The following is a 25,079-nucleotide window of genomic DNA, read 5'->3' as shown; positions in this document are numbered from 1 at the left end:
CATGAATCTGTCATTCAAGACCACCCTGTCGGGCGCTGCCCTGCTGCTGGCAAGCCTGCTCACTCCGGCATTGGCACAAACTGCCCCCTCCGACACCCAGGCACAGATCGAGCAGAGCGGTACCCTGCGGGTCGGCATGTCCACCTTCGCCCCCTGGGCGATGCGCGACAAGCAGGGGGCCCTGATCGGTTTCGAGATTGACGTGGCCCGTCGCCTCGCCACAGATAACGGCTGGCAGGTAGAGTTCGTGCCTACCGCCTGGGATGGCATCATCCCCTCCCTGTTGGCGAAAAAATATGACGTCATCATCGGCGGCCTCACCATCACCCCCGAGCGGGAGAAGAGCGTGCGCTTCACCCAGGCCTACTCCCATTCGGGGGTGCAGCTGGCCGCCTCCAGCACCATGGCCAAAGAGAAGAAAACCGTGGCGCACTTCAACCAGCGCGGGGTGATCCTGGCGGTACGTCGTGGCGCCTCACCGGTACAGGTGGCAAAAGAACACTTCCCCAAGGCCACCCTGCGCCAGTTTGATGACGAGTCACAGGTATTTCAGGAGGTGCTGAACGGCCGCGCTCACGGCGCCCTCTCCTCTTCCCCGAAACCCGAGCAAGAGGCGCTGCGCCACCCCGATGCCCTCTTTATGCCGTTTGCCGAACCGTTGGCACAAGGCGATGAAGGCTTTGCCCTGCGCAAGGGGGATGATGCCCTGGCTGAGCAGTTCAACGAGTGGATCGCCGCCCGTCAGGCCGATGGCTGGCTCAAGGCGCGCCATGACTACTGGTTCAAGTCGCTGGCGTGGGAAGCGCAGGTCGCCAATCCCTGATGCTGATGCCCCTCAAAGAGACCATCCGGCGCATCGTCCGGAAGCCATGTCGGAACATCAACTGGCTGGATGGGGCGATCGCCCTGATCCTGCTGCTGGCTGGCCTCTGGCTGGCCAGCCGCTTGCACATCGGGGTGGCCTATCAGTGGCGCTGGCATGAGGCCTTCGATCTGCTGTTCACCCCTGGCCCTCACGGCGAGTTGCCCTACTTTTTCAGCGGTCTGCTCACCACCTTGCGCATCGCCCTGCTCGGCATGGTGCTGGCGCTGCTGCTCGGCACTGCGCTGGGGGTAACCGCCTTCAGCCGCCGCCCCTGGCTGGTGATGCCCGCGACCCTGTTTATCCAGCTGATCCGCAATCTGCCGCCGCTGGTCTTTATCTTCATCTTCTACTTCTTTATCGCCAACCAGCTGCTGCCTGCGAGCGGCCTCTCCCGCTGGCTCGGCACCGTATCGCTCTCCCCGTGGCAAGAGGCGCTGTTTGGCCCGCCTGCCCGCTGGGAAAACCTCATCTCAGGCACCCTCTGCGTTGGCATGATCAGCGCAGCCTTCGTCGCCGAGATCGTCCGTGCCGGGCTGGCCGCCATCCCCCGCGGCCAGTGGGAGGCGGCGCAGAGCCTCGGACTCTCCCCCTGGGTGCGGCTGCGCCATGTGATCCTGCCGCAGGCCATGCTGCTGATGTTGCCCCCCCTCACCGGTCAGCTCATCGCGCTGGTGAAGGATACCGCCATCGTTTCCCTTATCTCGGTGCAGGAGCTTACCTTCGTCGGCACCGAGATGGCCAACTCCAGCGGGCTGGTCTACGAGATCTGGCTGCTGGTGGCCGCAGCCTATTTATTTATATGTTTGAGTCTGTTCGTGCTGCTGAGCCGACTCGAAGCAAGACAAGGAGCACGCACATGCTGACGTCCCTGTTGCTGGCGACCGTATTGCAAGCGGAAGCCATCGGCGGTTATGCCGCCGGTTGCCTGAAAAACGGCGTATCCCTGCCCCTCGAAGGGCCGGGGTATCAAGTGATCCGCACCAAGCGGCTGCGCTACTACGGCCACCCCGACCTTATCCACTATCTGCAGACGCTGGCCAACCAGACCCGCATGGCCGGGCTGCCGGATCTCTACATCGCTGATCTGGCGATGGCCCGGGGCGGCCCCTTTACCTCCGGCCATCGCAGCCATCAGACCGGACTTGATGCCGATATCTGGTTTCGCATGGCCAACCGTCCCATCAGCAAATGGGAGCAGGATGCCCCCAAGGAGTGGGCGCTGATCGACGAACCCAGCTACAAGATGTTGCCGGGTCGCTTTGGCCCCCAGCAGCTCACCCTGCTGCAGCTGGCGGCCAGCAAACCCGAAGTCGCCCGCATCTTCGTCAATCCGGTGATCAAATCCGCAGTCTGCCAACAGACAGGTAACGAACCCTGGGTCGCCAAACTGCGCCCTTGGGTGGGCCATTTCAGCCACTTCCATGTGCGGCTGCGCTGCCCGGTGGGCAGCCCAGATTGCGAATCTCAGGCCCCCATTCCGCCCGGCAACGGCTGCGGGGAAGAGCTGGCCTCCTGGCTCAAGGACAAGCCCCAGCTGCCCAAGGTCTCCAGCATCAACAAGCGACCCGAGCTACCTGCGCGTTGTGGCAACTGACCCCAAGCTGGTATGGTGGTGCACTCTTGGTCGTACACCATCCATGGCGCACTATCGACTCGAAATACCAAAGGAGAACAACAAGATGGCCACATCACTCTGGCGCAAAACCACGCAGAGCCTGTTGACCCTGACCCTGCTGCTCGGCCTGACCGGCTGCGGCATGAACAATATTCCGACCCTGGATGAGCAGGTCAAGGCGAGCTGGGGGCAGGTTGAGAACCAGTATCAGCGCCGCGCCGATCTCATCCCCAATCTGGTCGCCACCGTCAAGGGCTACGCCAGCCATGAGCAGGAGACCCTAAAGGCGGTCACCGATGCCCGAGCCCGAGTAGGCAGCGTGCAGGTGAGCGACCCTGCCCAGCTCAAGGAGTTTGAAGCGGCGCAGAACCAGCTCTCCAGCGCCCTCTCCCGTCTGATGGTAGTGGTAGAACGCTACCCCGAGCTGAAAGCGGATCAGCAGTTCCTGACCCTGCAAGCCCAGCTGGAAGGGACCGAGAACCGCATCTCGGTGGCTCGCCGCGACTATATCGAGGCGGTGCGCCAGTTCAATACCGAGATCCGCACCTTCCCCGGCGTTATCTGGTCCAAGCTGCTCTACTCGGATCTGGAGGCCAAACCCAGTTTCAGTGCCAAACCCGGTGCCGATGAGGCGCCCAAGGTCAGCTTCCAATGAAGATGATGCTGCGCTGGTTTCTTCCCTGTCTGCTGCTCTGGGCCAGTGCCCTGCAAGCGGCACCGGACTTCCCGACGCTGAGCGGACGGGTAGTGGATGAAGCCAGTCTGATGTCCCGCAAACAGGCCCATCAACTGACCCAACAGCTGGCCGCTTTTGAAAAGCGCAGCGGTATCCAGCTGGTGGTGGTCTCCGTCGACAGCCTCGATGGGGAGACTATCGAGGAGTACGGCTACCAGCTCGGTCGCCACTGGGGGATCGGCCAGAAAGGCAAAAACAATGGCGTGCTGTTGCTGATCGCCCAAGATGAGCGCAAGGTGCGGATCGAGGTAGGCTATGGATTGGAAGGCGCCCTGCCCGACGCCATCGCCGCCAACATCATCCATGGCCGCATCCTGCCCGCCTTCAAGCGCGGCGATATGGTGGCCGGGATCATGGCGGGCAGCCAGAGCATCATGAAGGCACTCGCCGGAGAGTATCAGCCGGTCGAGCAGCCAAAGAGTGACAACGGTGGCGGTCCCTGGCTGTTTATTCTGGTGGTGATTGCGATGATCGTGCTCCACAACCTGCGCGGCGGTGGTGGCGGTGGGCCGGGAGGACGACGTCGGTCGGCCTACATGGCCGGTGGATTGGGTGCCGGCTCCTTTGGTGGTCGCTCCGGCGGCGGATTCAGCGGTGGCGGCGGCAGTTTTGGCGGCGGCGGAGCCTCCGGTGGCTGGTAACAGGAGTAAAGAGACAAATCATGATTTCTAAACAGTTCTTCCACACGCTTCAGGCCAAGGTGCGCGAAGCGGAGCTAGAGACTGATGCTGAACTGGTCACCGTGCTGGCCCCGGCCAGCGATGGCTATCGCTACATTCCCACCCTCTGGGCGGCGCTGCTGGCGATGCTCACACCGCTGCTGGTGTTCCAGCTCGGCTTCTGGCTCGGCTGGTACGAAATCCTGCTGGTGCAGTGGGCGGTCTGGCTGCTGCTGAGCCTGCTGTTCCACTGGACCCCCATCAAGATGCGTCTCATCCCGAAGAAGGTTCGCCAGCACCGGGCTGCCCTGATGGCTCGCCTGCAATTTGTCGAGCAGGGGCTGCACCGCACCCGCGACCGGCTCGGGGTGCTGATCTTCGTCTCAGCCGCCGAGCACTATGTAGAAATACTGGTGGATGACGGCATCGCCCAGCATATCGACAATGGCCAGTGGCAGGAGATCATCGACGACTTCGTGGCGCGAGTGCGCAACAAGGAGATCGAACAGGGTTTTCTGGAGTGCGTGGAGCGCGTTAGTGCCATTCTGACCGATGCCTTCCCGGCCACCCGGGATCAAAACGAGCTGCCGGACAGTCTGATCATCCTCGACAAGCCCTGATCCGGTTTAAAAAACCGGCATTCTGCACAAGGGTTAGGCATTCGGAAAAGATTATGAAAAATAAGGGGAAAAGAGGTTGACCCACACAGCCCTTTCCCCTAAATTACGCCCCGTTCCAGCGCAACAGCGCAGCGAACGAAAATTTGGTGAGGTGTCCGAGTGGCTGAAGGAGCACGCCTGGAAAGTGTGTATACGGCAACGTATCGAGGGTTCGAATCCCTCCCTCACCGCCAAATATAACCCGTTGAATTTCAACGGGTTTTTTCATTTCTAGACTTACGTGATTTTTTTCCTGGATCAACTAGGTGGAACAATCATGTATCTGAGTAAAAATGCCTCCGGCACCTACTACACCCGCCTCCCACTCCCCAAGGTTTTGCGTGACAGAGGCCTTCCATTTGCCATTCGCACCTCCCTGTGTACCAAAGATCGTCAGCTCGCAGTAGACCGAAACCTGGCTGTGGCAGCTCGTACTCGCGCACTTATCGCGGCTACCCCTGCCGATACTACACCCCGCAGTTTCTATCGCTGGATCCGCGCCGATCTAGACGCTTTCAAAGCTGCGGGATTTGCTGCATCTCTTACGCCCTCCCAATCCATTGCTTCCCCCATCGAGTCCTCGACTTGCCCCGCCAAGGGGATTGCCCTTACCCAGGCGTTGACACAGTTTCTCGACGCCAAATCGAGTGAGGGGATCCAACATAAATCCGTGGGCCAGCTCCAACTTCGGATCAACGCCTTCGTCACCTGGGCCAAAGGGGTCAAAGCCGATCAGGTGACCCCAACCTTGGCGCAGGAGTACCGCAACATCTTGCTGCGCAAGAGCGACATCAGTTTCAAAACTAAGACCGATTATCTGGCAGCCCTGAAACAGTTCTTCCGTTGGTGCGTGGCACTGGACTATTGCAGTCGTAACCCTTTCGATGGGCTGACGGCAGGTAAAAGACCGAACAAACGGGCGGATGAAGAGCGAGTGCGCTGGCATCGCCCTCAACTGGCCCAACTGTTTGCCAGCCTGCGCAGCAAACAATCCCAGAAAGGCAGAAAGTTGAAAATCCAGGACTGGTGGGTACCGCTCTTGTGCCTGTACGCAGGGCTGCGTCCCTCTGAGGCCTGTCAGCTCAAAACTCTGAACGTCAAACAGGTCGAGGGGATTTGGTGTCTGATGGTTGATGCGGGAGAGGTGGATCAGCAGCTCAAGAGTGCCAATGCGTACCGTACCGTGCCGCTACATAGTGCGTTGATCGGACATCAATTCCTGGACTATGTGGAGAGTCGTCGCGGTCAGGGGCAGGTATTTTTGTTCGATGACCAACCATCAGGCAAAGACGACGACTGGGCGCATAACATCACCTGTCGCTTCCAACGCCACCTCAATGAGGCTGGCATCGTAGGTCAGGGCCGTCCCACGCTTTACGGGCTGCGGCATACCTTCATCGATGAGTTACAGCAGGCGGATGTCGCTGAGCATGTTGTAGCCGAACTTGCGGGACACAGTAAAAACGGCCTGACGTTTGGCCGCTATGGCAAACGTGTGAACATTAGGCTGCTGAATGAGAAAATCCAATCCCTTCCTACCGACCTGATACCCCACCACCTGCTGTCAGGGGGAAAATCACCGTAAAGATGACGCATATTTTTTGGGTAACAGGGCTGTCTCCCCCCCATGAAAAAACCAATATGAGAGCATTTCTCGGCGGTTTAATGGGGCGGGCATGGCCCTATCTTCATGATTTATAATGATTTTAAGCACATTGGAAAATATTTAAAAAACCTAATAAAAATATGTTGACATTTCTTTTTCTTTGTGGGTTATTTTCATTGACGAGTGGTCCTCAATCGTTGTAGTATGCTGATAAAGCTGCTAACAAGGACATAACAACGACAGTAAACACGAAGGATCGAAACGAAATGAATATGGCGTAGAACACACCGACACGTTTATCTCGTTCAAACAAGGGTTATCACCCCTTCAGATTTAAAAAATACCGCCAATATCACAGCTATCTTCGATACGCTGAACGGGTTGTTATTACCCAAATTCGGGTGAAGTGAATAACACATGGTATTTGCTTGATGCAATGTTGAGTAAAAATCTGACGGGAACATTTGATTATATCGATTAAATGACATCAGCTATCGCTAATGTATACTTGGCATTTGACAAATTAACAGGATTTTGAGGTGAAACTTATCTGTTTATAGCGTCACAGAGTAATTTATATCGCTGTTTTTAGGTGCACTATTACCCTCTCGGTATCGATGCGTGAGCATCACGTTTTGCTATTGCTGTTTTTGTAATTGAAGGAGTATTTATAACTGTAATGAGGGTAATTATGAACAAACAAACCAATAAAAGGACCGTTCAAAAACAAAAAACTAAACACAACACTGTGCGTTCAGTCATTGTTGATGAGCATTCACTGGCGTCAGCCATTCGTCAGCACCTGGAAATCAAAAAATACCAGTATGCGCAGACAACCTATGACATTTCTAAGCGTAAAGCAGAACAGTTGATAAAATGGATTGGTGATAAACCGCTGACGTCATATCGTGCGAGTGACATTGAACTGCTCGTAGTGAAATTTTGCAACAAAAAATATAAAGGAAATACCATTAACCAATATTTGGATATATTGAGACAAGTGTTTGCCCGAGCTGTCAGCGATGGTGTTATTCATATCAGTCCAATGGATGGCATTAAAAAATGCAAATTTGAGGTGGACGAACCCGATCCATTTTATCAATACGAAATTAAGGCATTTCTCGCCCTGAAAAGCACCCATTTGCTGGAGGTGTCACTCATCCAACTCGGTATCTCTACGGGTCTGCGCATCAGTGAGTTAATGGCGGTCAGTGCGGAGGCGGTCAATCTCGACAGGAAGACCTTATTGGTTGACCTTGCGTTGGTTGATGGGCAGTACAAAACGCCCAAAACCAGGGGATCTATTCGCACGATAGAGCTGTCAGAACAGGCTGTTGGATCTCTCAAGACCCTGATGAGGCTAGCGGAGCATCGTAAGGCTAAGAAGATTACGGTCACGAGGTCGGATAATCGCACTCAGATGAGTGAACAACGCACCCTGCTGGCTTACTACAGCGCCAAAAGGCGCAGTTATGCCTCGGTTGATGAGTTCCGTGAGCGGTTTTTCAGGCCGTTCTGTCAGGCTGCTGGGGTGCGTTATCGGGGGCCATCTCAATTTCGGCACACCTATGCAAGCCAACTGCTCTCGGCGGGGATCAGCATCGAGTGGATAGCCCGTCAGATGGGGCACACCGGTACAGAAATGGTGGTACGCCATTATGGCAAGTGGTTGATGGAGGACGCCCCTGATTATAGGGGTAGGGCTGACACGGTATTTAATGCCTGTATGGCTGGTCAGCAGGCTCAAGTTACTGTGCCGAGCTGTAATCAAAAAACTGAAGATAAAAACACAGAAAGCGAATTCGATGTCGACGCATTACTGGCAACTCCTGCTGTCATGCAGAGATTGATGAGTGTTTTAATGCAGCGAATTTCTGTGGCGCAGTAAATCACTGTCTACATCACGCATTCAGCATTAATTTAAAACTAAATCGCACCTTTAATAAAGGGATCCACGTCGTGGGTGGGGAAATCCTGCCCACTATCTAAAGAAGGCGTTATTCAAGCGCTCTGGGAGATGACCGAATGGCTACACAGGCAACGGAAAAGGAATATGAAAGACTGGCAAAAAATCATTATGAAATCCTAAAGGAAAAGGGCCTTAATATCACAGCAAAAAACATTGCGGATGAATTGTTGGCTCGCGCTTCAAAATGCAGTCCTGGCTATTGGCGAAAACTGCGCTGTGCACTGGTATATCATCAACAATTGTTGAATTTTCCCGACGCGGCCGAGCGAATTCAGGCCCTGAGTAGGCCAGATATACCGGTTAAGGCAAAACAAAAAAGAGTTAAAAAGGTCGATAATGATGATCTCGTTGCACTGATTCAGTATTTTAAGGCGCGTAATGACAGCGCTATGTTGGCGGCCATATTGTTGTTTATGCGCGCGGGGATAAGACCTGCTGAACTAGCCACCATAACTGCGCAGGGTAATCGGCTCACCGTTATCGGAGCCAAAAAAAGTCATGATGGCAAACGTGGTGCAGATAGGGTCTTACAGTTTGACACGCTGTCGCCAGAGAAATTGCAACTCATGGTGACCGAGGCAAAGAAAGCAAAAATTGGCTCATTGCAGGACAGGCTGCGTGCGGCGGGCAAAAACCTCTGGCCGGCGCGAAAATCGCTGCCGACCTTTTACAGCTGGCGCCATCAGATGGGCTCTGAGCTCAAAGCGTCTGGGCTCGACCGGCAGCGCATTGCCTACATCATGGGTCATCAGGCAACGTCTTCTGTGGACAAATACGGCAATCGTAAATCCGCTAATGGTAACGTGTTACCCACTTGCCCAGCGGATGCTGACCTGAGCCATATCAGGACAACGCACGCCGAGCTTTCTGTGGATAACAAAACTCATCGCCAGGTAGCTACACCCACAACAGTGGCTGAGCCTTCGCCGAGCGCAGATTCAACTGCCCCAACAACGCCGAGAGGCATGGCGGCATTCATCAATCGGCATCGCGATGCCGATGACGACTTATCCCGATAAGGGAGCGGCTACAGGGGGACAGCCTTGCTGCTATCACTGCATGGCAAATCCCCCTGGGGCGCAACCGTAAGAACGCCTTCGTCGCAACCGTAAGAACGCAGAGCCAACACAGCGTAAGAACGCGGGGTAAAACATTCTTACGAACGTAAGAATGTGGGTGTGGTGAGAGTAGCGAACCCGGAACCCCCGTAGGTTGCGCAGCGACCGGAGTGGGGTGGAGAACCCATTTTTATGGAGGGTATGAAGCGATTAATATGGCATGACAAAGGAGCCGAATATAGGGGTCAAGGTGGAGTCTGACGAGGCACGAGGAGGAACTACCTTGATGCCTATATATCGGTGACGGTCATCCATATTGATGGCGAAATACCAGACATAAAAAATGTTTAGATGATTATTTGTTATTACACAAAACGCAGCCATAACATCGCTTGGTGCTGATCAATCGAGGGCGTTTACATCACAACCAGTATCTAACCAGCAGAATTTATGACAGCCGAAAAGGCACCATATTGTTTAACAACATAGAGGAAATAGATGAAAATTCTAAACGAAATTTTGGCAATCATTTCAGAACACCCGCGCACCGGATCTAGCAGGGTGCTGGCTGCTGCGTTGGCATCGGCATGTAACACTCAATACACAGTGTCATTGCTCGATGTGTCTGTGAGGCTCGATGAAAGTGGCAGGCGGCTGGTTGAGCGCCTTGCTCGGATCACTCTGGAAGCCGATTATTCGAACGATGCACAGGATCGGGCGCTCCAACGCCTTCGGGCGCTCGGGCTCATTTGCTGATCGAGGACAGACGACCAATGCCACCATTGTTGGTGGCATTTTTATACCTGATTATCCATGCCCTTCATACTGATAGCGCAATATCAGACATAAAAACACTGTATCTGCAACAACACGGGGTAGTTAATTATACATATACGCATGATTAGCTTATGCATATATGTAAACGATGAGACATATCAACATAGTACTAAGTCACCACAATAATATAGGTATGTTTATGAATAATGAAAAACATTATAATTTCAGTCCTGCTGCTGGATTAATTTCCAGCCAGCAACGCCCTAATTGGGTGGTGGATAATCTGATTGAAAAAGGCGAACAGTGGATTATTAATGGCTCGCCCAAAACGGGTAAATCGATGCTTGCAACGCAGTTGGGCTTGGCTGTAGCCAGCGGTAGTGTATTTTTAAATTGGGAAATTAAAAGGCCAGCGCTCGTATTGTATATGGATTTTGAGGTCAATGACAGATTGTTTTGGCAGCGGTACTACACCATGTCGGAACAGACCAACTTGGGAGATGCAAAAAACATTAAAACATTCTTGCGGTGCGGCGATTATAAATCGACTGATGTATTAGATCCTATGGCATCACAGGCAATAATAGATATTGTCAACGACATTCAACCGGATTTGATCATCTGGGATGTCCTCGCTCGGATGCATAATGCAGAGGAAAACAACAATGGCGAAATGGGTCAGGTGATGCGAGCCATTCGAAAAATCAGCGGCGCCGCTGCACATATCATCGTCCATCACGCGAGAAAGGTGTCTCCTAATGCAGGTGGGGTTAACGCTGGCGTAATGAGCATGCGAGGAGCTTCTTCGATTCATGGTGAGGCCGATGGCGTCATCTCACTGGGGACGCGAGAGGGGCAAGGGGCTCGCTACAGCCTGACGTTCAGTGCGAGGGCGGTTGAAACACCTGACGAAATACTCCTTAATCGTATTGGGCTGACATTAGTCAGTGCCATCGGGGAGGAGCGCGACAAGCTGATGGATGGGCTGCTGGAGGCGCTGGAAGGCCAAGCGGTGATTTCTGCCACCACATTGACCGAGAGGTTTTGCCAGTATTTCTCTGTAAAAGAACGGCAGGCAAAAAATTACATAAAAAAATGTGTCGATAATGGTTGGGTGACAAGGGTGGCGACATCTGAACGGACTGAATATGTATTAACAGATGGCATTGCTATCACACATTTAGCAGATTCATCCACATCCGCCAATTAATTGGATGCAATGGTGCAATGAACTACATATATATAAGTATTGCATGTGATATATTGCACCCCCTTAACAATCCCCCGGCTCGATGAGGATAAATCTACTCTTATCCTCATCGGTTGACATCTCGAAAATAAGTAGGTATGAAAGCATCAAGTATTAATTTTAAAAAAATCTAACCCCCCCGTTTGTTTTCAAATAAAAAAGGAATTTTTTCATGAAAACAAAAAAACGGTTTTATTATTTTACTGGCTGGGATTGAACTTCACGCTGCCTCTTTTTCAGTGCACTCTCCTCCTTATCGCCATTTCTAAAAATGCGTCTCATCGGAAGCCGTCTTTACTTTCATAAATTCCACATAGAACTGCGTTCTATGTGAATATATGATCCAGAGTTTAGCAATGCAGGCCGGTCAATAAGAACTCATCTCAGTGTATTAACGGTCAACTCTGAGCTCGTTGCATATTCCGGCCGATCATGAACACCAATTCCGATTCAACGTGAACACCATTTCCGGACCAATGTGAACGCTCATTCCGGTTCAACCTGAACACTTCGCCCCTCCTTTCCGGAAACAGTGTTCAACATCCCGGAATCACTGTTCACATTCACCGGAATCATCCTTAACGCATTGATTTAAAAACCTTTGATACGTCTCCCTTTTGCCAGGGAAGAGCCTATGTCTGCCAAGAGGATTGCAATGCGTAAAATTCGTGAAGTGCTGCGACTGCGGCTGGAAGCTGACCTCTCTGTTCGCCAAATCAGTATCTGTACCAAGGTCAGTGTCGGCTCCATCCAGAAACTCCTCAAAAGTGCCCAGGCGCTCGGCCTTACCTGGCCCTTACCTACCGAGCTTGATGATGGCCGACTGGCTGCCCTGTTCTATCCGCAGGCCGATACCACCATCTCGGCCCGCCATGTTGTGCCGGATTGGCCCTCTGTCCATCAGGAGCTCAAGCGCAAGGGGGTCTCCAAACAGCTGCTCTGGGAGGAGTACACCCAGCGCTATCCCAATAGCTGTTACAGCTACTCCCAGTTCTGTGACCGTTACAAGTCCTGGTGTCAGTTGCAAAAGCGCTCCATGCGCCAGATCCACAAGGCGGGGGAAAAGCTCTTTATCGACTACTGCGGGCCCACGGTGCCCATCGCCTCGCCCTCCACGGGTGAGGTCCGTCAGGCACAAGTCTTTGTCGCCGTGCTCGGTGCGTCCAACTACACCTTTGCCGAGGCCACCTGGTCCCAGTCACTGCCGGACTGGCTGCAAAGCCATGTCCGTGCCTTTGAGTTTTTCGGCGGGACACCGGTACTGCTGATCCCCGACAACCTCAAGAGCGGTGTCAGCAAGGCTTGCCGATACGATCCCGAGCTCAACCCCAGCTACCAGCAGTTGGCCGAGCACTATCAGGTGGCGGTGATGCCAGCTCGCCCTTACAAGCCTAAGGACAAAGCCAAGGCCGAGGTGGGTGTGCAGATCGTCGAGCGCTGGATCCTGGCTCGCCTACGCCATCAGACCTTCTTCTCGCTTGCCGAGCTAAGGAAAGTGCGAACAAGTATCCCACGAACAAAAAATGAAAATTTTAGTCATTTAATATCAATGGGTTACCAGTAAATGCTCTCGTGCCATATGACTTATTCGCACCTTCCCTAGGTGATATCCCAGGACCACACTTGATTGGGCCCAGTCGCGGTATGGCTGGTTGGTACCGGCACATGACGCGGTGGCTGGCTCCGGCCACGCCTGTGCTGCTGGTCAGCCGCCCGCAAGATGCGATAGAAGCTCGACTCACTGGCCAAGTAGCGCCCCTGGTCGGCCAGCCGTGGCACAATTTGACTCGGCGGCAACGAGGCGAACTCCTGGCTATTGCAGACGTCCAGCACGGCCTGCCGCTCCTCTGGGCTCAATGCATGAGCAGGTATGGAACGAACCGCATCCGGTCGCCTATCGGCACTCAGCTCAGGCCCGGCCAACCAGCGCTGGAGCGTGCGCAGACTCAGCCCCATCCATACCAAAAAATTCAGCCCGGCAAGGGTGGTCTGCCGGGCTGTGGGTGACTGACGAGCGGATAACTCACGTCAACAAGCGATTAGCCATCCCATCCAGCCGCGCTTTGGTCTTTTCCCAACCGGGCATCACCTGACCCATCAGCCGGTAAAAGTGCTCGCTGTGGTTGTGCTCGGCAATATGGCAGAGCTCGTGCAGGATGACGTAATCGATACACTCGCGGGGCGCTTTGACAAGATGCGGGTTAAGCGTGATCCGGCCATTGGGGGAACAACTGCCCCACTGGGTCTGCATGGTCAGGATGCGCAGTGGCGGACGCTCGGTGACCCAGATGGCCTGATCGAGCATGGCATTCAGGCGTCTAGCAAACACCTCTTTGGCACGGGCCTTGTACCAGTCAGCGAGCAGTGCATGGACTTTCTCGGCTCTCTTTGCGCTATCAGTGACTAGGCTCCTGACCGACACCTCCAGCTTGCCACGCAGCATTTTGACCCCCGGCACCGAATTAGGGGCTTCGATCACCTTGAGCAGGTACTGCTTGCCGAGGTAATAGTGACTTTCCCCACTGATGTACTGGCGTGGGGTGACGTGCTCCAACTGCTGGCGAAAGTCGCGTAACTGTTCGTAGATCCAGCGTCCGCGCTGCTTGACCGCTGCGAGAACCGCTTCATCAGCCGCCTCACGCGGGGCCGAGACCACGACGCGGCAATCGGGATGCACCTTGATAAGCACCTTGCCGCTAGCCTGTCTCCGTTGCACCCGCTCGAAGGCGATCCGCTCATCGCCGTAGCGAAAGCTAAAGGATGGAGCTGGAGCCTGAGCCTGAGCATCGCCCTTGGCCCGAATAGGCACATTCATCTGATCAGACTCCGCTCAAGCCGACTCGGGTGATCTGCACCACCATCTCGACGATCTTCTTGGCCTGCTCCATACCACTGCCGATTGCTTTGCACTCCTGGAACATGCGCGGCAACAGTTTCTTGCGAATACCCGCCTCGATGTTCTGCGGGTTGATGGAGTGCTCGGCCACAGACGCATCCACGACCGTATCGATCTCGAAGGCCAGCTTTATCCACTTATCCTGTACTTGGCTGTCGGTAATGGCGAACACCTCCGGCAGTACCTTTTTGAACACCCCAAAGTAGGCCTGAGCGTGGCGATGCCCAGCAAAGGCGTCAGGTATGTCACTCAGGCGGCGCTCCTGCACCTGCTCTTCGAACTCCCGAAACAGCATGTACTGCTTGAGCGGGTGCTCGAACAGCTTCTCTGCCTCCTCGATAGCTTGTCGCAGCAGCTTGGAGAAGGCTTCCTGGGCGTAAGGGTCATCTCGTAGCTCCTGCTCAATCATGCGGCTGACCCGCGTTTTGATGATGTCGGTCTCGTTGCGGGTCTTGTTCTCGTTCCACTCTTCTGGCTGCTGCTGGCCCATCTTGCCGACCTCGTAGACGCCACCCGGCTCTTTGACCTCTACACCGACCACATGCTTATCCAGCAGCTTCTTCACCTGCTCGGCATATTCGTCGTAGTCAACCTTCTCACCGGCATCCTGCTGCACCAGTTGGCGCAGGCTGGAGAGCTGTTTCACCGTCTCCTTGTAGTGACGGCGATCCGCCTCGCTAAAGGCACTGTCCTCGAAGAAAGAGGCCGACTGCAACGCCACTTTTAGGCAACTGGCAAACGCCGTGAGCGCCTCGTAGAAGTCTTCTCGCACCTTGAGGTTCACATCCACCAGTTCGCCGTCCAGTTCCTCCATCTTGGGCACCAGCACTTGACGCAGTTGCTCGATATCCTGCTTGTTCTTCACCCCGGCGAAAATGTTCCACAGGGTCTGGTAGAGCTGAGGCAGCCGCTTATATTCGGTGCCCATCTGGTTGTAGAGGCCTTTGAGGTCGTCAACGTCATAGCCGCCCTGGGTGCGGGAAGCGAGATCCTGATACTTGCCGATGGTGGTATCCAGCTCGGATAAGATGCCGCGATAGTCGATAAGCAGACCGAACTGCTTCTTCGGGTGCAGCCGGTTGACCCGCGCAATCGCCTGGATCAGGTTGTGCTCTTTGAGTGGCTTGTCGATATAGAGCACGGTGTTCTTTGGTTCATCGAAGCCGGTCAACAGCTTGTCCACCACGACCAGCAACTTGAGGGGGTCATTTTCATCGGCAAAACGCTCGATAAGCGCCTTGGAATACACCTGCTCATCCTGAGTGCCGACATTCTCCTTCCACCACTGAGTGACCAGCGGGGTGGTTGATTCATCGACCTCGGTGTTGCCTTCACGACTGTCGGGCGGGCTCATCACCACCGCCGACTCGAACAGCCCCGCCTCGTCGAGGTACTTTTTATAGAGCACCGCCGATGCCTTGCTATCGCAGGCCAGCTGGCCCTTGAGCCCCTCGACAATGTGGTTTGAAAAGTGACTGGCGATATCGAACGCAATCAGCTTGATGCGATCTTCCGCGCTGTAGATCTCGCCCTTGCGGGCAAATTTGCGTTTCAGATCGGCCTGCTGCTGCTCGTTTAACCCCTGGGTAATGCGCTCAAACCAGCTGTCGATAGCCCGCTCGTTGACCTCCAGATCGGGGATACGCTCCTCATAGAGCAGCGGCGTCACCGTTTTGTCCTCGACCGCCCGTTGCATGGTGTAGGCATGGACGATGGGGCCAAACTTGTTGGTGGTCTTGTCATCCTTGAGCAGCGGTGTGCCGGTGAAGGCGACAAAGGCGGCATTGGGCAGCGCCTGCTTCATGCGTATGTGGTTCTCGCCCCCCTGGCTGCGGTGGCCCTCATCGATCAACACGATGAGATCCGGGCTCTTGTTGATGCACTCCGGCAACTTGGTGGCTGAATTGAACTTCTGAATAAGCGAGAAGATGATCCGCTCGCTGCCCTTACCGATCTGCTCGGCTAACCGCTTGCCCGACGTGGCCATGGCCGCCTCTTTATCTTTCTTGCCCGCGAGTTCACCGCTGGAGGCAAAGGTCTTGCTGAGCTGGCTCTCCAGATCCACCCGGTCGGTCACCACCAACAGGCGACACTGTTTCAAACTGTCGTGCAGGATCAGTGCCTTGCTGAGGAACACCATGGTGAACGACTTGCCCGAACCAGTGGTGTGCCAGATCACCCCACCTTCTCTCCCGCCATCTGGGCGTTTCTGGTTGATACGCTCGATCAACCGCTTGATGCCAAACACCTGCTGGTAGCGGGCGACTATCTTGCCCGCCTTCTTGTCAAACAGGGTGAACAGCCGGGTCATCTCCAGCAGCCGCTCCGGGGAAAGCAGGCTGATTAGCAGCCGATCCTGATCGCTGACGGCCAGTTCGCCCGCCGCAACCAGCGACTGATACCAGTCCAGATCGGCGGCTGGTCGGTGGCTAAACAGGGCAGAGCGTTGTTCAGATGAGAGCGGCTGATTCTTGATGGCTGTCATCTCACCATCACCGATGTCCTCCTCACGCCAGGCGGCCCAGAACTTCTCCGGCGTACCGCAAGTGCCATATCGCCCCTCGATGCCATTGATGGAGAGCAACAACTGGCTGTAGGCAAACAGCAGCGGGATCTCGTCGGGGCGCTGGTTGCGTAGGCTCTGGGAGATCCCCTCCTTGATGGTCGGCCCTTTTTTGGCGTTGCCATCCGGGCGCTTGGCCTCGATCACCACCAGGGGCAAGCCATTGACGAAACAAACGATATCCGGGCGACGATGCTCTTGAAACGAAGAGCCGATGCCCCCTGCGCGGGTAACCCGAAACTCTTCGGTAAAGGTAAAGCGGTTATTTTGCGGGTTGTGCCAGTCAATGAGGGGGATGGTGGGGCTCACCTTCTTGCCATCGACAAATTCGGTCACCGACATGCCATAGAGAAGGTGGTTATAGAGCCGCTCGTTGGCCGCCTGCAACCCTTCATTCAGGGCCGGGCTGCACAGCTCGCTCACAAGATTGTCCACTGACTTAGGGGACAGTGGATAGGTCTTTCCCGCAAACACAAAGGTGCGCTCGGCCAGTACGCTACGTAGTTGTTGGCGCAGCACCACCTGATCGGCCTTGCCATCCCGCGCCACCAGCGCCTGTTCGGGGGAGAGGAACGACCAACCCAACTGGGTCAGCAGGGTCAGAGCCGGGATCTTGGCGCTGTACTCTTCCTGAAACTTTGGCAGGTAATGGGCAGTCATCGAACGGAACTCCATGGTTACGGCTTGTAGCTATACATCACCAGATCTGAATCTAACGACCAGATAAAGACCTCGGACATGGAAAAGCGACGTCGGCACTTGTTGTATTCCTCGATAATACTCAGGTCGCCAAAACTGGTGCCTTCGGTGGTTTTGGCTGGCGTTTTGTTTTGGCCTGCCTGTTCAGGGAAAGAATGCAGCCACGCTAATACTTCCTGTGAATTAGGAAATTCACTGATCTGGTAGGGAGCATTTCCACAAAAAGCAGCTCCTACTTGTTCACAAAAGCGTTGTGCAGTTGCTCGTCTGGTTCCACCATCTCCGTTCTGGGCAATATGATTCCCCGTTTCGATGATCGTCGCCATCGGCAGAATAAATGTGGCGCCTAGCTCAACGTATTCGCTGAACGCCTGATAAACCTGCTCTCTTTCACCGTTTCTATTGGGCACGTCCAGCAAGTTCAAGAATACAGAGGTATCGATAATAGATATCGCACTCATGCGTCCTCTCCTCGCATCTTCGCCAACCAATCGAGGGCTTTCTGTTTTTTCTGCTCAGGGGTTTCTGGATTCTTAACGAAGCGATCAACGATCCCATTAGTGACTAACTCGCCTAATGGCCCTTGTGCCACAAGACCTGGGTAATCCTGCAAATCCTGTAACCGAATAAGCTTACTGTCACCCTGTGCTGAATCGCGATAGCAAAATATCACATCGCCTAATGCCTCATCGGGCAAGGCATCCATCAGGGCCGGATTATGGGTCGAGAGCAGCAAGCGTACACCGCGTTTCTCGGCTTGTGCACGCATGGTGGAAAGTAATTGCCGGGCGCGGGAGGGATGTACGCCATTATCGACCTCTTCAATCACCACTGTTGTACCACGGTCTGCCGACAATAATGCTGCGGCGATGGCTAATACCCGGAGCGTACCATCGGATAGTAAATCAGCAGTCCAGGATTTTTTTTGACCGCCGAAACTTTCAACCAGCTCCAACATGCGGGTGCCACGAAACCCTTCTTGGAAATTAATCGACTGTACATTCTGCTCTGGCAGGCTGCGAATGAATTCTATAATTTCTGCTTTAGGGCCACTGTATTGACATAATGTATATAATACCCCTGATAGGTTGGAACAATCTCCTCGCAATCGCTTATCTGGGAAACTTCCGTTTCGCATTAAAGAGGGTACTGGGTCCAAGAAAAGTGTATTGGCCAACAATGAATTAAAGCGAGTGGTGACTTTCGGGATTTCTGTTTGAGCCTTTTTGTGGCCGCTTTCAAACATTGCCGAACTGGCCAATTGATTAAGAATGGCAATCTGATCGGTACAATTTATCTGTGGCTTTTTACCACCTTTGGCGAAGTTGTTATAAGCAACCCGTATGTTATTGGTCAGTCCCACCGATGCCTGTTCGACGCGATATAAAGGCCAACTGCCATTGGGAGAAGTGATGGTCTCCTGGACAATATGCAGTTCGCCATCCCGCAGCGAGAGATCGATTTCTAAACAATCCCAATTTTTATCATCGGTCGCACAACCCAATCCAAATTGACTGGCGCCCAGATAGCCCAGGTCACGGATATTTCCCCGTACAATTTTCTCAGAATCCTGTACTTGGTGCCTGAGTACATCCAACTTTTGTCCCTGTGCCAACCAGCACAACAATCTGAATGCTTCTATAGCGTTACTCTTGCCGGAGGCATTGGCCCCAATCATCAGGGTCAACGGGGCGAGAGGTAACGTTTGCTTCCGATAACTCTTGAAATTACGCAAATGAATTTCGGTTAACATGCTACCTCCTCTTTTGGCTCCTTCACTCGCAACTTGCCGGTCAGCAGTTGCTGCATCAGGGCTTTTTTCTCCTGCTTTAAGGCATCGAGCTTTTGTTGCAGGGTAGTGATTTCTTGATCGGCAGTGGAAAGTACTGCTGCGATTTTTTGTTGTTCCTCAAGCGTGGCTGGAATAACAACCTTTTCCTTTACAAACATATTGAAATTGAAGGTCATCTTTTCAATATGAACACCATAGCTACAAAGGAATGCCTTGTGATACATTATTTTTTGTTTACTGAACCAAGAGAAAAAAGCAATATCGATTTTTTCATCATCTTTTGGCCTCAGAGCTATGTATGAGTCTGATATGTGACACTTATTAAACTCTTCTGTTACTAACCCTGTGGCTCCGTGAACAACCTGCATCTTTGAGATTAAAAAGTCACCGGCAAGTGCAGTGTTCATTTTTTTTGTCAAAATATCTGAACCCTTTAAAATTTCACGAAGCACAACTCCCTCCGAGCGGCGCTTGACACTTAAAAGGTGATATTCACTATCATCGTCCCATTGAACTGGCCGCTTAACCTCTTTTAAAAGAGAACCAATACGTTGAGCTTTCCACTCCCCACTAAATCTCACTCCATTGTTATCCAGTAGGCGTTTTTTGCCGGTGAGCAGTTGCTGCATCAGCGCCTTTTTTTGCTGCTGGCTATTGGCCAGCAGTTGCTCGGTAGTGCTGATTACCCTATCCCAAGTAGAAAGGATTTTGGCGATTTTCTTTTGTTCTGGCAGTGAATCAGGAACCCAAATACATTGTGATTCAAATGTGGTTTTGTTAATTATTGGAACTGCTTGGGTTCCTGCTAATTTTGCAATATATGCAGCTCTCAACTCTAACTGATAATATACATAATCATCGTCGTAATCTGGCTTGGGGATCACAACATTAATTTGCTGATTTGTTGCTAGCGTGCATCCCGCAAGCCCTATTTTTCCGATTGTTGAGCCAATGCAAGTGAAAAGCGTAGCACCTGCTCTTACACTTCTTGCTTTTTCCATTCCTTGGGAGGATAAACTCTTAATACTAGAGTTTATCAATTTATGCGCACCTAAATCAGCCGGAGATACAAAAGGATATTTCCCATTGTAATACTCAGGGTTGCTGGTTGGTGGAGTATTTCCTGTTACGACTGCACCGACATCAGAAATTAACTTCTGAGACCACCCCTTAGGCACCATAGCCCAGCTCCTCCAGATACTTGGCCATCTCGATTTCCAGCTCGGCCAGTTGGGCTTTTAGTTGCTCCCGCTCGGCACGTACCGCCAGCAGATCGATCTCCTCTTCCTCCTCGAAGGTATCCACATAGCGGGGGATATTGAGGTTGTAGTCGTTCTCTTTAATCTCTTTAAGCGAGGCAAGATAGGCGTATTTATCGACATTGCCGCCGTTGCGATAGGTAGCGACAATCTTGGCGATATTGTCCGCGCTTAACAGATTCTGGTTTTTACCCGCCTTGAACTCGCGGCTGGCGTCGATAAACAGCACATTGTCATCCACCTTCTGCTTTTTAAAGATCAGAATGGCGGCGGGGATTCCGGTGCCATAGAAGAGCTTCTCCGGCAGGCCGATCACCGCATCGAGCAGGTTCTCGTCGATCAGCTGCTGACGGATCTTGCCCTCGCTGGAACCCCGGAACAGCACGCCGTGAGGCACCACGACCCCCATGCGCCCGCTCTTGGGCTTAAGGGTTTCAATCATATGGAGGATAAAGGCGAAATCCCCCTTGGTTTTGGGCGGCAGCCCGCGCTTGAAGCGACCAAACTTATCGTTCCCCGCCTCCTCATAACCCCATTTATCCAGCGAAAAGGGCGGGTTGGCGGTCACGATATCAAAGCGCATCAGATCGCCGTTTTTATCCAGCAGCTTGGGATTGCGGATGGTGTCGCCCCACTCGATCTTGTGGTTGTCTTCCCCGTGCAGGAACATGTTCATCTTGGCCAGCGACCAGGTAGAGCCGATGGCCTCCTGCCCATAGAGGGCGTAGTGCTTCTCGCCATGGTTTGCCACCACCTTGCGGCCGCACTTCATCAACAGCGACCCCGAGCCACAGGCCGGATCGCAGATGGTGTCGCCCGGCATCGGCTCCAGCAACTCGGCGATAAGATCGGAGACTTCGGGCGGGGTATAGAACTCCCCCGCCTTCTGGCCGCCGCTGGCGGCGAAGTTCTTGATGAGATATTCATAGGCGTTGCCGATCACATCCAGGGTGCCGACCCGGCTGGGCTTGAGGTTTAGCTCATCCTTGGCAAAGTCTTCCATCAGGTGACGCAGTATGGTGTTCTTCTGCTTCTCTTCGCCGAGGCGGTCGGTGTTGAAGCTGATGTCCTGAAACACGCTCTTGCCCGCGTCTTTGAGCTTGGTGCCATTGGCCTCTTCGATGGCGTGCAGCGCCTGATCGATCCGCTCGCCATTGCCCGGCTCGTGACGACGCTCGAACAGGCTGTAGAAACTGGCCTGTTTGGGCAACACGAAGCGCTCGTTTTTGAGCATCTCTTCAATGAGCTCCGGCTCATCGCCATATTCGGCCTTGTAGCCATCGTAGTGATCCTGCCAGACATCGGAGATGTATTTCAGGAACAGCATGGTGAGCACAAAATCTTTATAGGTATCAGGGCTGACAGTGCCCCGGAAGGTATCGCAGGCAGACCAGAGGGCCTTGTTGATATCATCCTGGTTTATCGAGGTAGTCATAAGTCACAATTCCTTGGGTATTTCTTGGAAAAATGGGCTGCTCAGCGAAACTATTTCGGTTGCTGATCGGATTGTTCGAGCAGGCTGGCAGCGATGGCCTGCATCATCTGCTCGCCGTTGCGTTGCAGTTGTTGCGTCAGACGTCGCTCTTCACGCAGGATGTTGACCATCTTCATGATGGCTACTTGTCTCGCAAGAGATGGGATGCCGATGGGGGTCTCCGCCAACACCTGACGACGAATACTTTTGGCAGCGCTGCCTTCGGCGTGAAGCTCGAAGTAGCGCTGGCAAGGGGACTGATTGAGCTGCCAGGCCAGAAATTCGGGACTGAGCGCCTCGCTATGCAACCGCACCACATAGAAGTGAGGGGCGGCTACGGCGGGCAATGGTGCAAGCCCGGTATCAACCAGCACGGCATAGTTAGTGCTGCCACGGGCCGCCACCAAGATATCGCCGGTTTGCAGCCAGTCAGGCTCCTTCTTGCTGGTAGGCTCAGAACGAAGGCAGGCAGACCAGTCAACCCCCCCTTCTGGCGAGGCATCTCTCATCTGCACCACGGCCATGCTGCCGGAATCGATCTCCGGGATCTTGCCGCGATAGGGGTGCCCAGCACTGATGGTGGCAATTTGGTTCAGCTTCACAAAAAATCTCTTCATCGTTAATGATGCAGTTACAGTGTGTCGCATCTGACGCTATTGAGTCAATATCAACGCCCATTATTTTTGCATCAATAGGAATGATGCTTTTATGTGTGCCATTGACAAGAGGTAGACCCTGACCTGCCTGAAAGATCCAACCGAGATCATTTCTGTAATTTAATTACAGATAATCACCGCACAAAATAAAAAGGCCCTGCTGTTGCAGGGCCGTTGAGTTTCCAACTGCAATATCACGGTTTCCAACTTAATTGTCCGTGATCAACAACGCAGTGAATTGCCACAACCTATGTGGTTGACATTTAATTAAATTTCTATATAAAAGTACAATAAGTCTCATAGCAATTACCTGAGACAACTACATAGCTTTTATTGCAATAAAACATTGCGTAAGTTATTGAAATTGAAGGTTATATTTGTGCTGCAACATGTGAGAATGAGGGTTCGAATCCCTCCCTCACCGCCAAATTTAAAAAAACCGACCTCAGGGTCGGTTTTTTGTTTTCCGGCAAACGCAAACACCTATACCGACAAGTGAGCCAGAGCCTCGCAGCGACGGATCATCCACGCTCTCCCCCCAGTTTGCAAAGCCCTGATGGAACATCACGCTTTTCGTATTGCCAGCTCACGCCCCCTGCCTTGCTTTTGTGATTGCACAACCCTACAAGCATCCTTCCAGGCAACAAGATGCTTGCAAGACCATCCCATGACCGCAACACGCCTTCTTTTATGGACGTTATCCAGCGCCTATTAATTGCTCAGCGATTGGATATCATTTTGAAAAACTGATACTTAAGTAGCTACACTAGCGATTATCAACATGCAGGGATGTGTAAAAAATGAGCTTGATTGGCTTGGTACTGGCGTTGATCGCCATCCTTGGCGGCAACATGATCGAGGGTGGTCATCCCAGTGCACTGCTCGATCTGCCCGCATTTCTTATTGTCATAGGCGGCACCATAGGTGCTGCGCTGACCCAGTTCCCCTTCTCTGTCGTCGGCAGCACCATGAAGCGTTTCAAATGGCTGCTCTCCCCCTCAAGCTCGACATGCATGAACAGGCCCAGTTACTGGAAACCCTAGCAGGCAACGCCCGCCGCAGCGGCATGCTCGCGTTGGAAGGGATGATCGAGGAGATCAAGGATCCTTTCCTGAAGAAAGGGGTGCAGATGATGGTCGATGGCTACGAAAAAACCAAGATACACGAGGTGCTGGAGAACGAGATCGAGTTCGAGCAGGAAGATCTCGAACAGACGGTCAAATTCTATGAAGCCATGGGCGGCTACTGCCCGACCATGGGGATCGTCGGGGCAGTATTTGGCCTGATCCACGCCATGGGTCTGCTGGATGCCCCCGACAAGCTGGGTGGCGCCATCGCGGTGGCCTTTATCGCCACCATCTACGGGGTATCCGCCGCCAACCTGATCTTCTTGCCGTTCGGCAACCGCTACAAAGGGTTTGCCCACCAGATCCGCCACTACAAGGAGATGACCCTGACCGGCATTCTCTGCATCGTGGATGGCGAATCCCAAGCGCGCCTGCAAGTTACCCTCGAACCTTATCTGGGAGGTCACGGTGGCCAAAAAGAAAAAGGCTGAAGCACCGGAGAACCATGAACGCTGGCTGGTCTCCTATGCCGACTTCATGACCCTGCTGTTCGCCTTGTTTGTTGTGCTCTACTCCTTTGCCATGGCAAAGCAGTCCGAAACCCGGGTGCTTATCCAGGGCTTTATCGAGTCGCTGGGTAAAATCGGCCTCATCTCCCCGCCTGCCGGCTCACCCTTGATGCAGGGGGGCACAGGGATTCTCGAGCCGGAATCAAAAACTACGCCGAGCAGCCCGAAAGAGGAGACTGTACTGGAGAAAGATGCCCCCATGGCGGCATCGGACCCCTTCAACGAGACCATAGGTGCCTCGGAAAAACCGAGCGCCACCGAAGCCTGGCCCCATAAGACCAAGGAGCAGGAGTGGGTGCAGGTGACCAAGCAGAAGCTGGAGCAACAGCTAAAGGCCCAGATCGAATCGAAGGACCTGGAGGTCGAGCAGCTTGGCAGTCAGCTGGTGATCCGCATCGGCGAGAAGGCGCTGTTTCCCGCCGATTCGGCGTTCCTGCAGCCCCAATTCATCCCGCTGGTCAACAAGATCGCCGGCATTTTGGCCAATATCCCGGGGCAGGTAGTGGTCACCGGTCATACCGACAACTCCCAGGCACCGGTGGAGCTCTATCGCAACAACTGGGAGCTCTCGGTGCTGCGGGCCTCTTCCATCGTGCAGACCATGCTGACCAACCCCCAACTGGATGCCAGACGAGTCATCGCTCAGGGGGTTGCCGACACTCAACCCCGCTTTGCTAATGACACCCCCGAACATCGCCAGGCGAATCGCCGGGTCGATATCACCCTATCTCAAGGCAAGGCAGCAGAAGAGTCACTGCAACTGCTCAAGCCTTGATCCCCCCGCTCCCGCTTCGCGCGGGAGCCTCTTTTTTAAAAACAAATAACTCAATAATATCAACACCATAAGATCTTAATGATAATGATTGCCATTTATTGTCAAGTGGTCAGGCCTCTGCAATAATGCCGCCCCT

19 protein-coding genes, 1 tRNA gene and 3 pseudogenes are annotated in these 25,079 nt (G+C 53.5%); 15 read left to right on the top strand and 8 right to left on the bottom strand.

Annotated elements, in window-relative coordinates:
* The first annotated feature begins 1 nt into the window (after nt 1).
* The 13 genes and pseudogenes from ACTG1P_RS22235 to istA all read left to right on the top strand — a co-directional run.
* Nucleotides 2-823 (top strand): transporter substrate-binding domain-containing protein, encoded by an 822-nt coding sequence (locus ACTG1P_RS22235; protein WP_440000165.1) that lies wholly within the window; start codon nt 2-4, stop codon nt 821-823.
* Entirely contained in the window at nt 823-1,728 is a 906-nt protein-coding gene (locus ACTG1P_RS22230; RefSeq protein WP_440000168.1) for an amino acid ABC transporter permease, read from the top strand. Before ACTG1P_RS22235 ends, ACTG1P_RS22230 begins: the two co-directional genes overlap by 1 nt.
* Nucleotides 1,722-2,459, top strand: coding sequence for a penicillin-insensitive murein endopeptidase (mepA, locus tag ACTG1P_RS22225; RefSeq protein WP_440000164.1), 738 nt, complete (start codon nt 1,722-1,724; stop codon nt 2,457-2,459). The genes ACTG1P_RS22230 and mepA overlap by 7 nt, the downstream gene beginning before the upstream one ends.
* 85 nt (nt 2,460-2,544) lie before the next feature.
* Nucleotides 2,545-3,135, top strand: a complete 591-nt coding sequence (locus ACTG1P_RS22220; RefSeq protein WP_440000171.1) for a LemA family protein — start codon at nt 2,545-2,547, stop codon at nt 3,133-3,135.
* On the top strand, nt 3,132-3,857 hold the full coding sequence (locus ACTG1P_RS22215; protein WP_005346567.1) for a TPM domain-containing protein: 726 nt from the start codon (nt 3,132-3,134) through the stop codon (nt 3,855-3,857). Before ACTG1P_RS22220 ends, ACTG1P_RS22215 begins: the two co-directional genes overlap by 4 nt.
* A gap of 20 nt (nt 3,858-3,877) precedes the next feature.
* Nucleotides 3,878-4,495: a TPM domain-containing protein gene (locus tag ACTG1P_RS22210; RefSeq protein ID WP_440000170.1), complete on the top strand. Its 618-nt coding sequence runs from the start codon at nt 3,878-3,880 to the stop codon at nt 4,493-4,495.
* Nucleotides 4,496-4,640: 145 nt separating this feature from the next.
* Nucleotides 4,641-4,728, top strand: a tRNA-Ser gene (locus ACTG1P_RS22205).
* An 83-nt stretch (nt 4,729-4,811) separates the two neighbouring features.
* Nucleotides 4,812-6,119, top strand: coding sequence for a site-specific integrase (locus ACTG1P_RS22200; RefSeq protein ID WP_236396470.1), 1,308 nt, complete (start codon nt 4,812-4,814; stop codon nt 6,117-6,119).
* Between the two features lie 712 nt (nt 6,120-6,831).
* Nucleotides 6,832-8,028: a tyrosine-type recombinase/integrase gene (locus ACTG1P_RS22195; protein ID WP_226008635.1), complete on the top strand. Its 1,197-nt coding sequence runs from the start codon at nt 6,832-6,834 to the stop codon at nt 8,026-8,028.
* A 137-nt stretch (nt 8,029-8,165) separates the two neighbouring features.
* Nucleotides 8,166-9,128 (top strand): site-specific integrase, encoded by a 963-nt coding sequence (locus ACTG1P_RS22190; protein ID WP_106844505.1) that lies wholly within the window; start codon nt 8,166-8,168, stop codon nt 9,126-9,128.
* A 537-nt stretch (nt 9,129-9,665) separates the two neighbouring features.
* Complete coding sequence (locus tag ACTG1P_RS22185; protein WP_016351021.1) at nt 9,666-9,923, top strand: hypothetical protein; 258 nt, start codon at nt 9,666-9,668, stop codon at nt 9,921-9,923.
* A 220-nt stretch (nt 9,924-10,143) separates the two neighbouring features.
* Nucleotides 10,144-11,154, top strand: coding sequence for an AAA family ATPase (locus ACTG1P_RS22180; protein WP_226008633.1), 1,011 nt, complete (start codon nt 10,144-10,146; stop codon nt 11,152-11,154).
* Between the two features lie 673 nt (nt 11,155-11,827).
* A pseudogene (gene istA / locus ACTG1P_RS22175) lies at nt 11,828-12,721 on the top strand (IS21 family transposase); the annotation flags it as partial.
* Nucleotides 12,722-12,795: 74 nt separating this feature from the next.
* Here the strand turns inward: istA and ACTG1P_RS22170 are convergent.
* From ACTG1P_RS22170 to ACTG1P_RS22135, 8 genes and pseudogenes are all read right to left on the bottom strand, one after another.
* Nucleotides 12,796-13,149, bottom strand: a pseudogene (locus ACTG1P_RS22170) (IS3 family transposase); the annotation flags it as partial.
* 67 nt (nt 13,150-13,216) lie between these two features.
* Nucleotides 13,217-14,008: a M48 family metallopeptidase gene (locus tag ACTG1P_RS22165; protein WP_005344801.1), complete on the bottom strand. Its 792-nt coding sequence runs from the start codon at nt 14,006-14,008 to the stop codon at nt 13,217-13,219.
* A gap of 4 nt (nt 14,009-14,012) precedes the next feature.
* Nucleotides 14,013-17,312 carry a type I restriction endonuclease subunit R gene (locus ACTG1P_RS22160; protein WP_440002263.1) on the bottom strand — a complete coding sequence of 1,100 codons (3,300 nt, stop codon included), beginning with the start codon at nt 17,310-17,312 and terminating at the stop codon, nt 14,013-14,015.
* Nucleotides 17,313-17,329: 17 nt separating this feature from the next.
* On the bottom strand, nt 17,330-17,812 hold the full coding sequence (locus ACTG1P_RS22155) for a hypothetical protein (RefSeq protein WP_324034732.1): 483 nt from the start codon (nt 17,810-17,812) through the stop codon (nt 17,330-17,332).
* Nucleotides 17,809-19,104 (bottom strand): AAA family ATPase, encoded by a 1,296-nt coding sequence (locus ACTG1P_RS22150; protein WP_408865633.1) that lies wholly within the window; start codon nt 19,102-19,104, stop codon nt 17,809-17,811. The genes ACTG1P_RS22155 and ACTG1P_RS22150 overlap by 4 nt, the downstream gene beginning before the upstream one ends.
* Nucleotides 19,098-20,324 (bottom strand): restriction endonuclease subunit S, encoded by a 1,227-nt coding sequence (locus tag ACTG1P_RS22145; protein ID WP_440002262.1) that lies wholly within the window; start codon nt 20,322-20,324, stop codon nt 19,098-19,100. The genes ACTG1P_RS22150 and ACTG1P_RS22145 overlap by 7 nt, the downstream gene beginning before the upstream one ends.
* Entirely contained in the window at nt 20,314-21,837 is a 1,524-nt protein-coding gene (locus tag ACTG1P_RS22140; protein ID WP_440002261.1) for a type I restriction-modification system subunit M, read from the bottom strand. Before ACTG1P_RS22140 ends, ACTG1P_RS22145 begins: the two co-directional genes overlap by 11 nt.
* Nucleotides 21,838-21,887: 50 nt before the next feature.
* Nucleotides 21,888-22,478: a restriction endonuclease subunit S gene (locus tag ACTG1P_RS22135; protein ID WP_231554860.1), complete on the bottom strand. Its 591-nt coding sequence runs from the start codon at nt 22,476-22,478 to the stop codon at nt 21,888-21,890.
* Between the two features lie 854 nt (nt 22,479-23,332).
* On the opposite strand from ACTG1P_RS22135, the pseudogene ACTG1P_RS22130 reads away from it, so the two are divergent.
* Together ACTG1P_RS22130 and ACTG1P_RS22125 are read left to right on the top strand one after the other, a co-directional pair.
* Nucleotides 23,333-24,090 (top strand): annotated as a pseudogene (locus tag ACTG1P_RS22130) (flagellar motor protein).
* Entirely contained in the window at nt 24,068-24,943 is an 876-nt protein-coding gene (locus tag ACTG1P_RS22125; RefSeq protein ID WP_101529948.1) for a flagellar motor protein MotB, read from the top strand. Before ACTG1P_RS22130 ends, ACTG1P_RS22125 begins: the two are co-directional and overlap by 23 nt.
* Nucleotides 24,944-25,079: the final 136 nt, after the last annotated feature.

Source organism: Aeromonas sp. 11P, from assembly GCF_051920165.1.
In the GTDB taxonomy this organism is placed as follows: domain Bacteria; phylum Pseudomonadota; class Gammaproteobacteria; order Enterobacterales; family Aeromonadaceae; genus Aeromonas; species Aeromonas veronii.
This window is presented reverse-complemented; position numbering and strand designations above follow the sequence as displayed.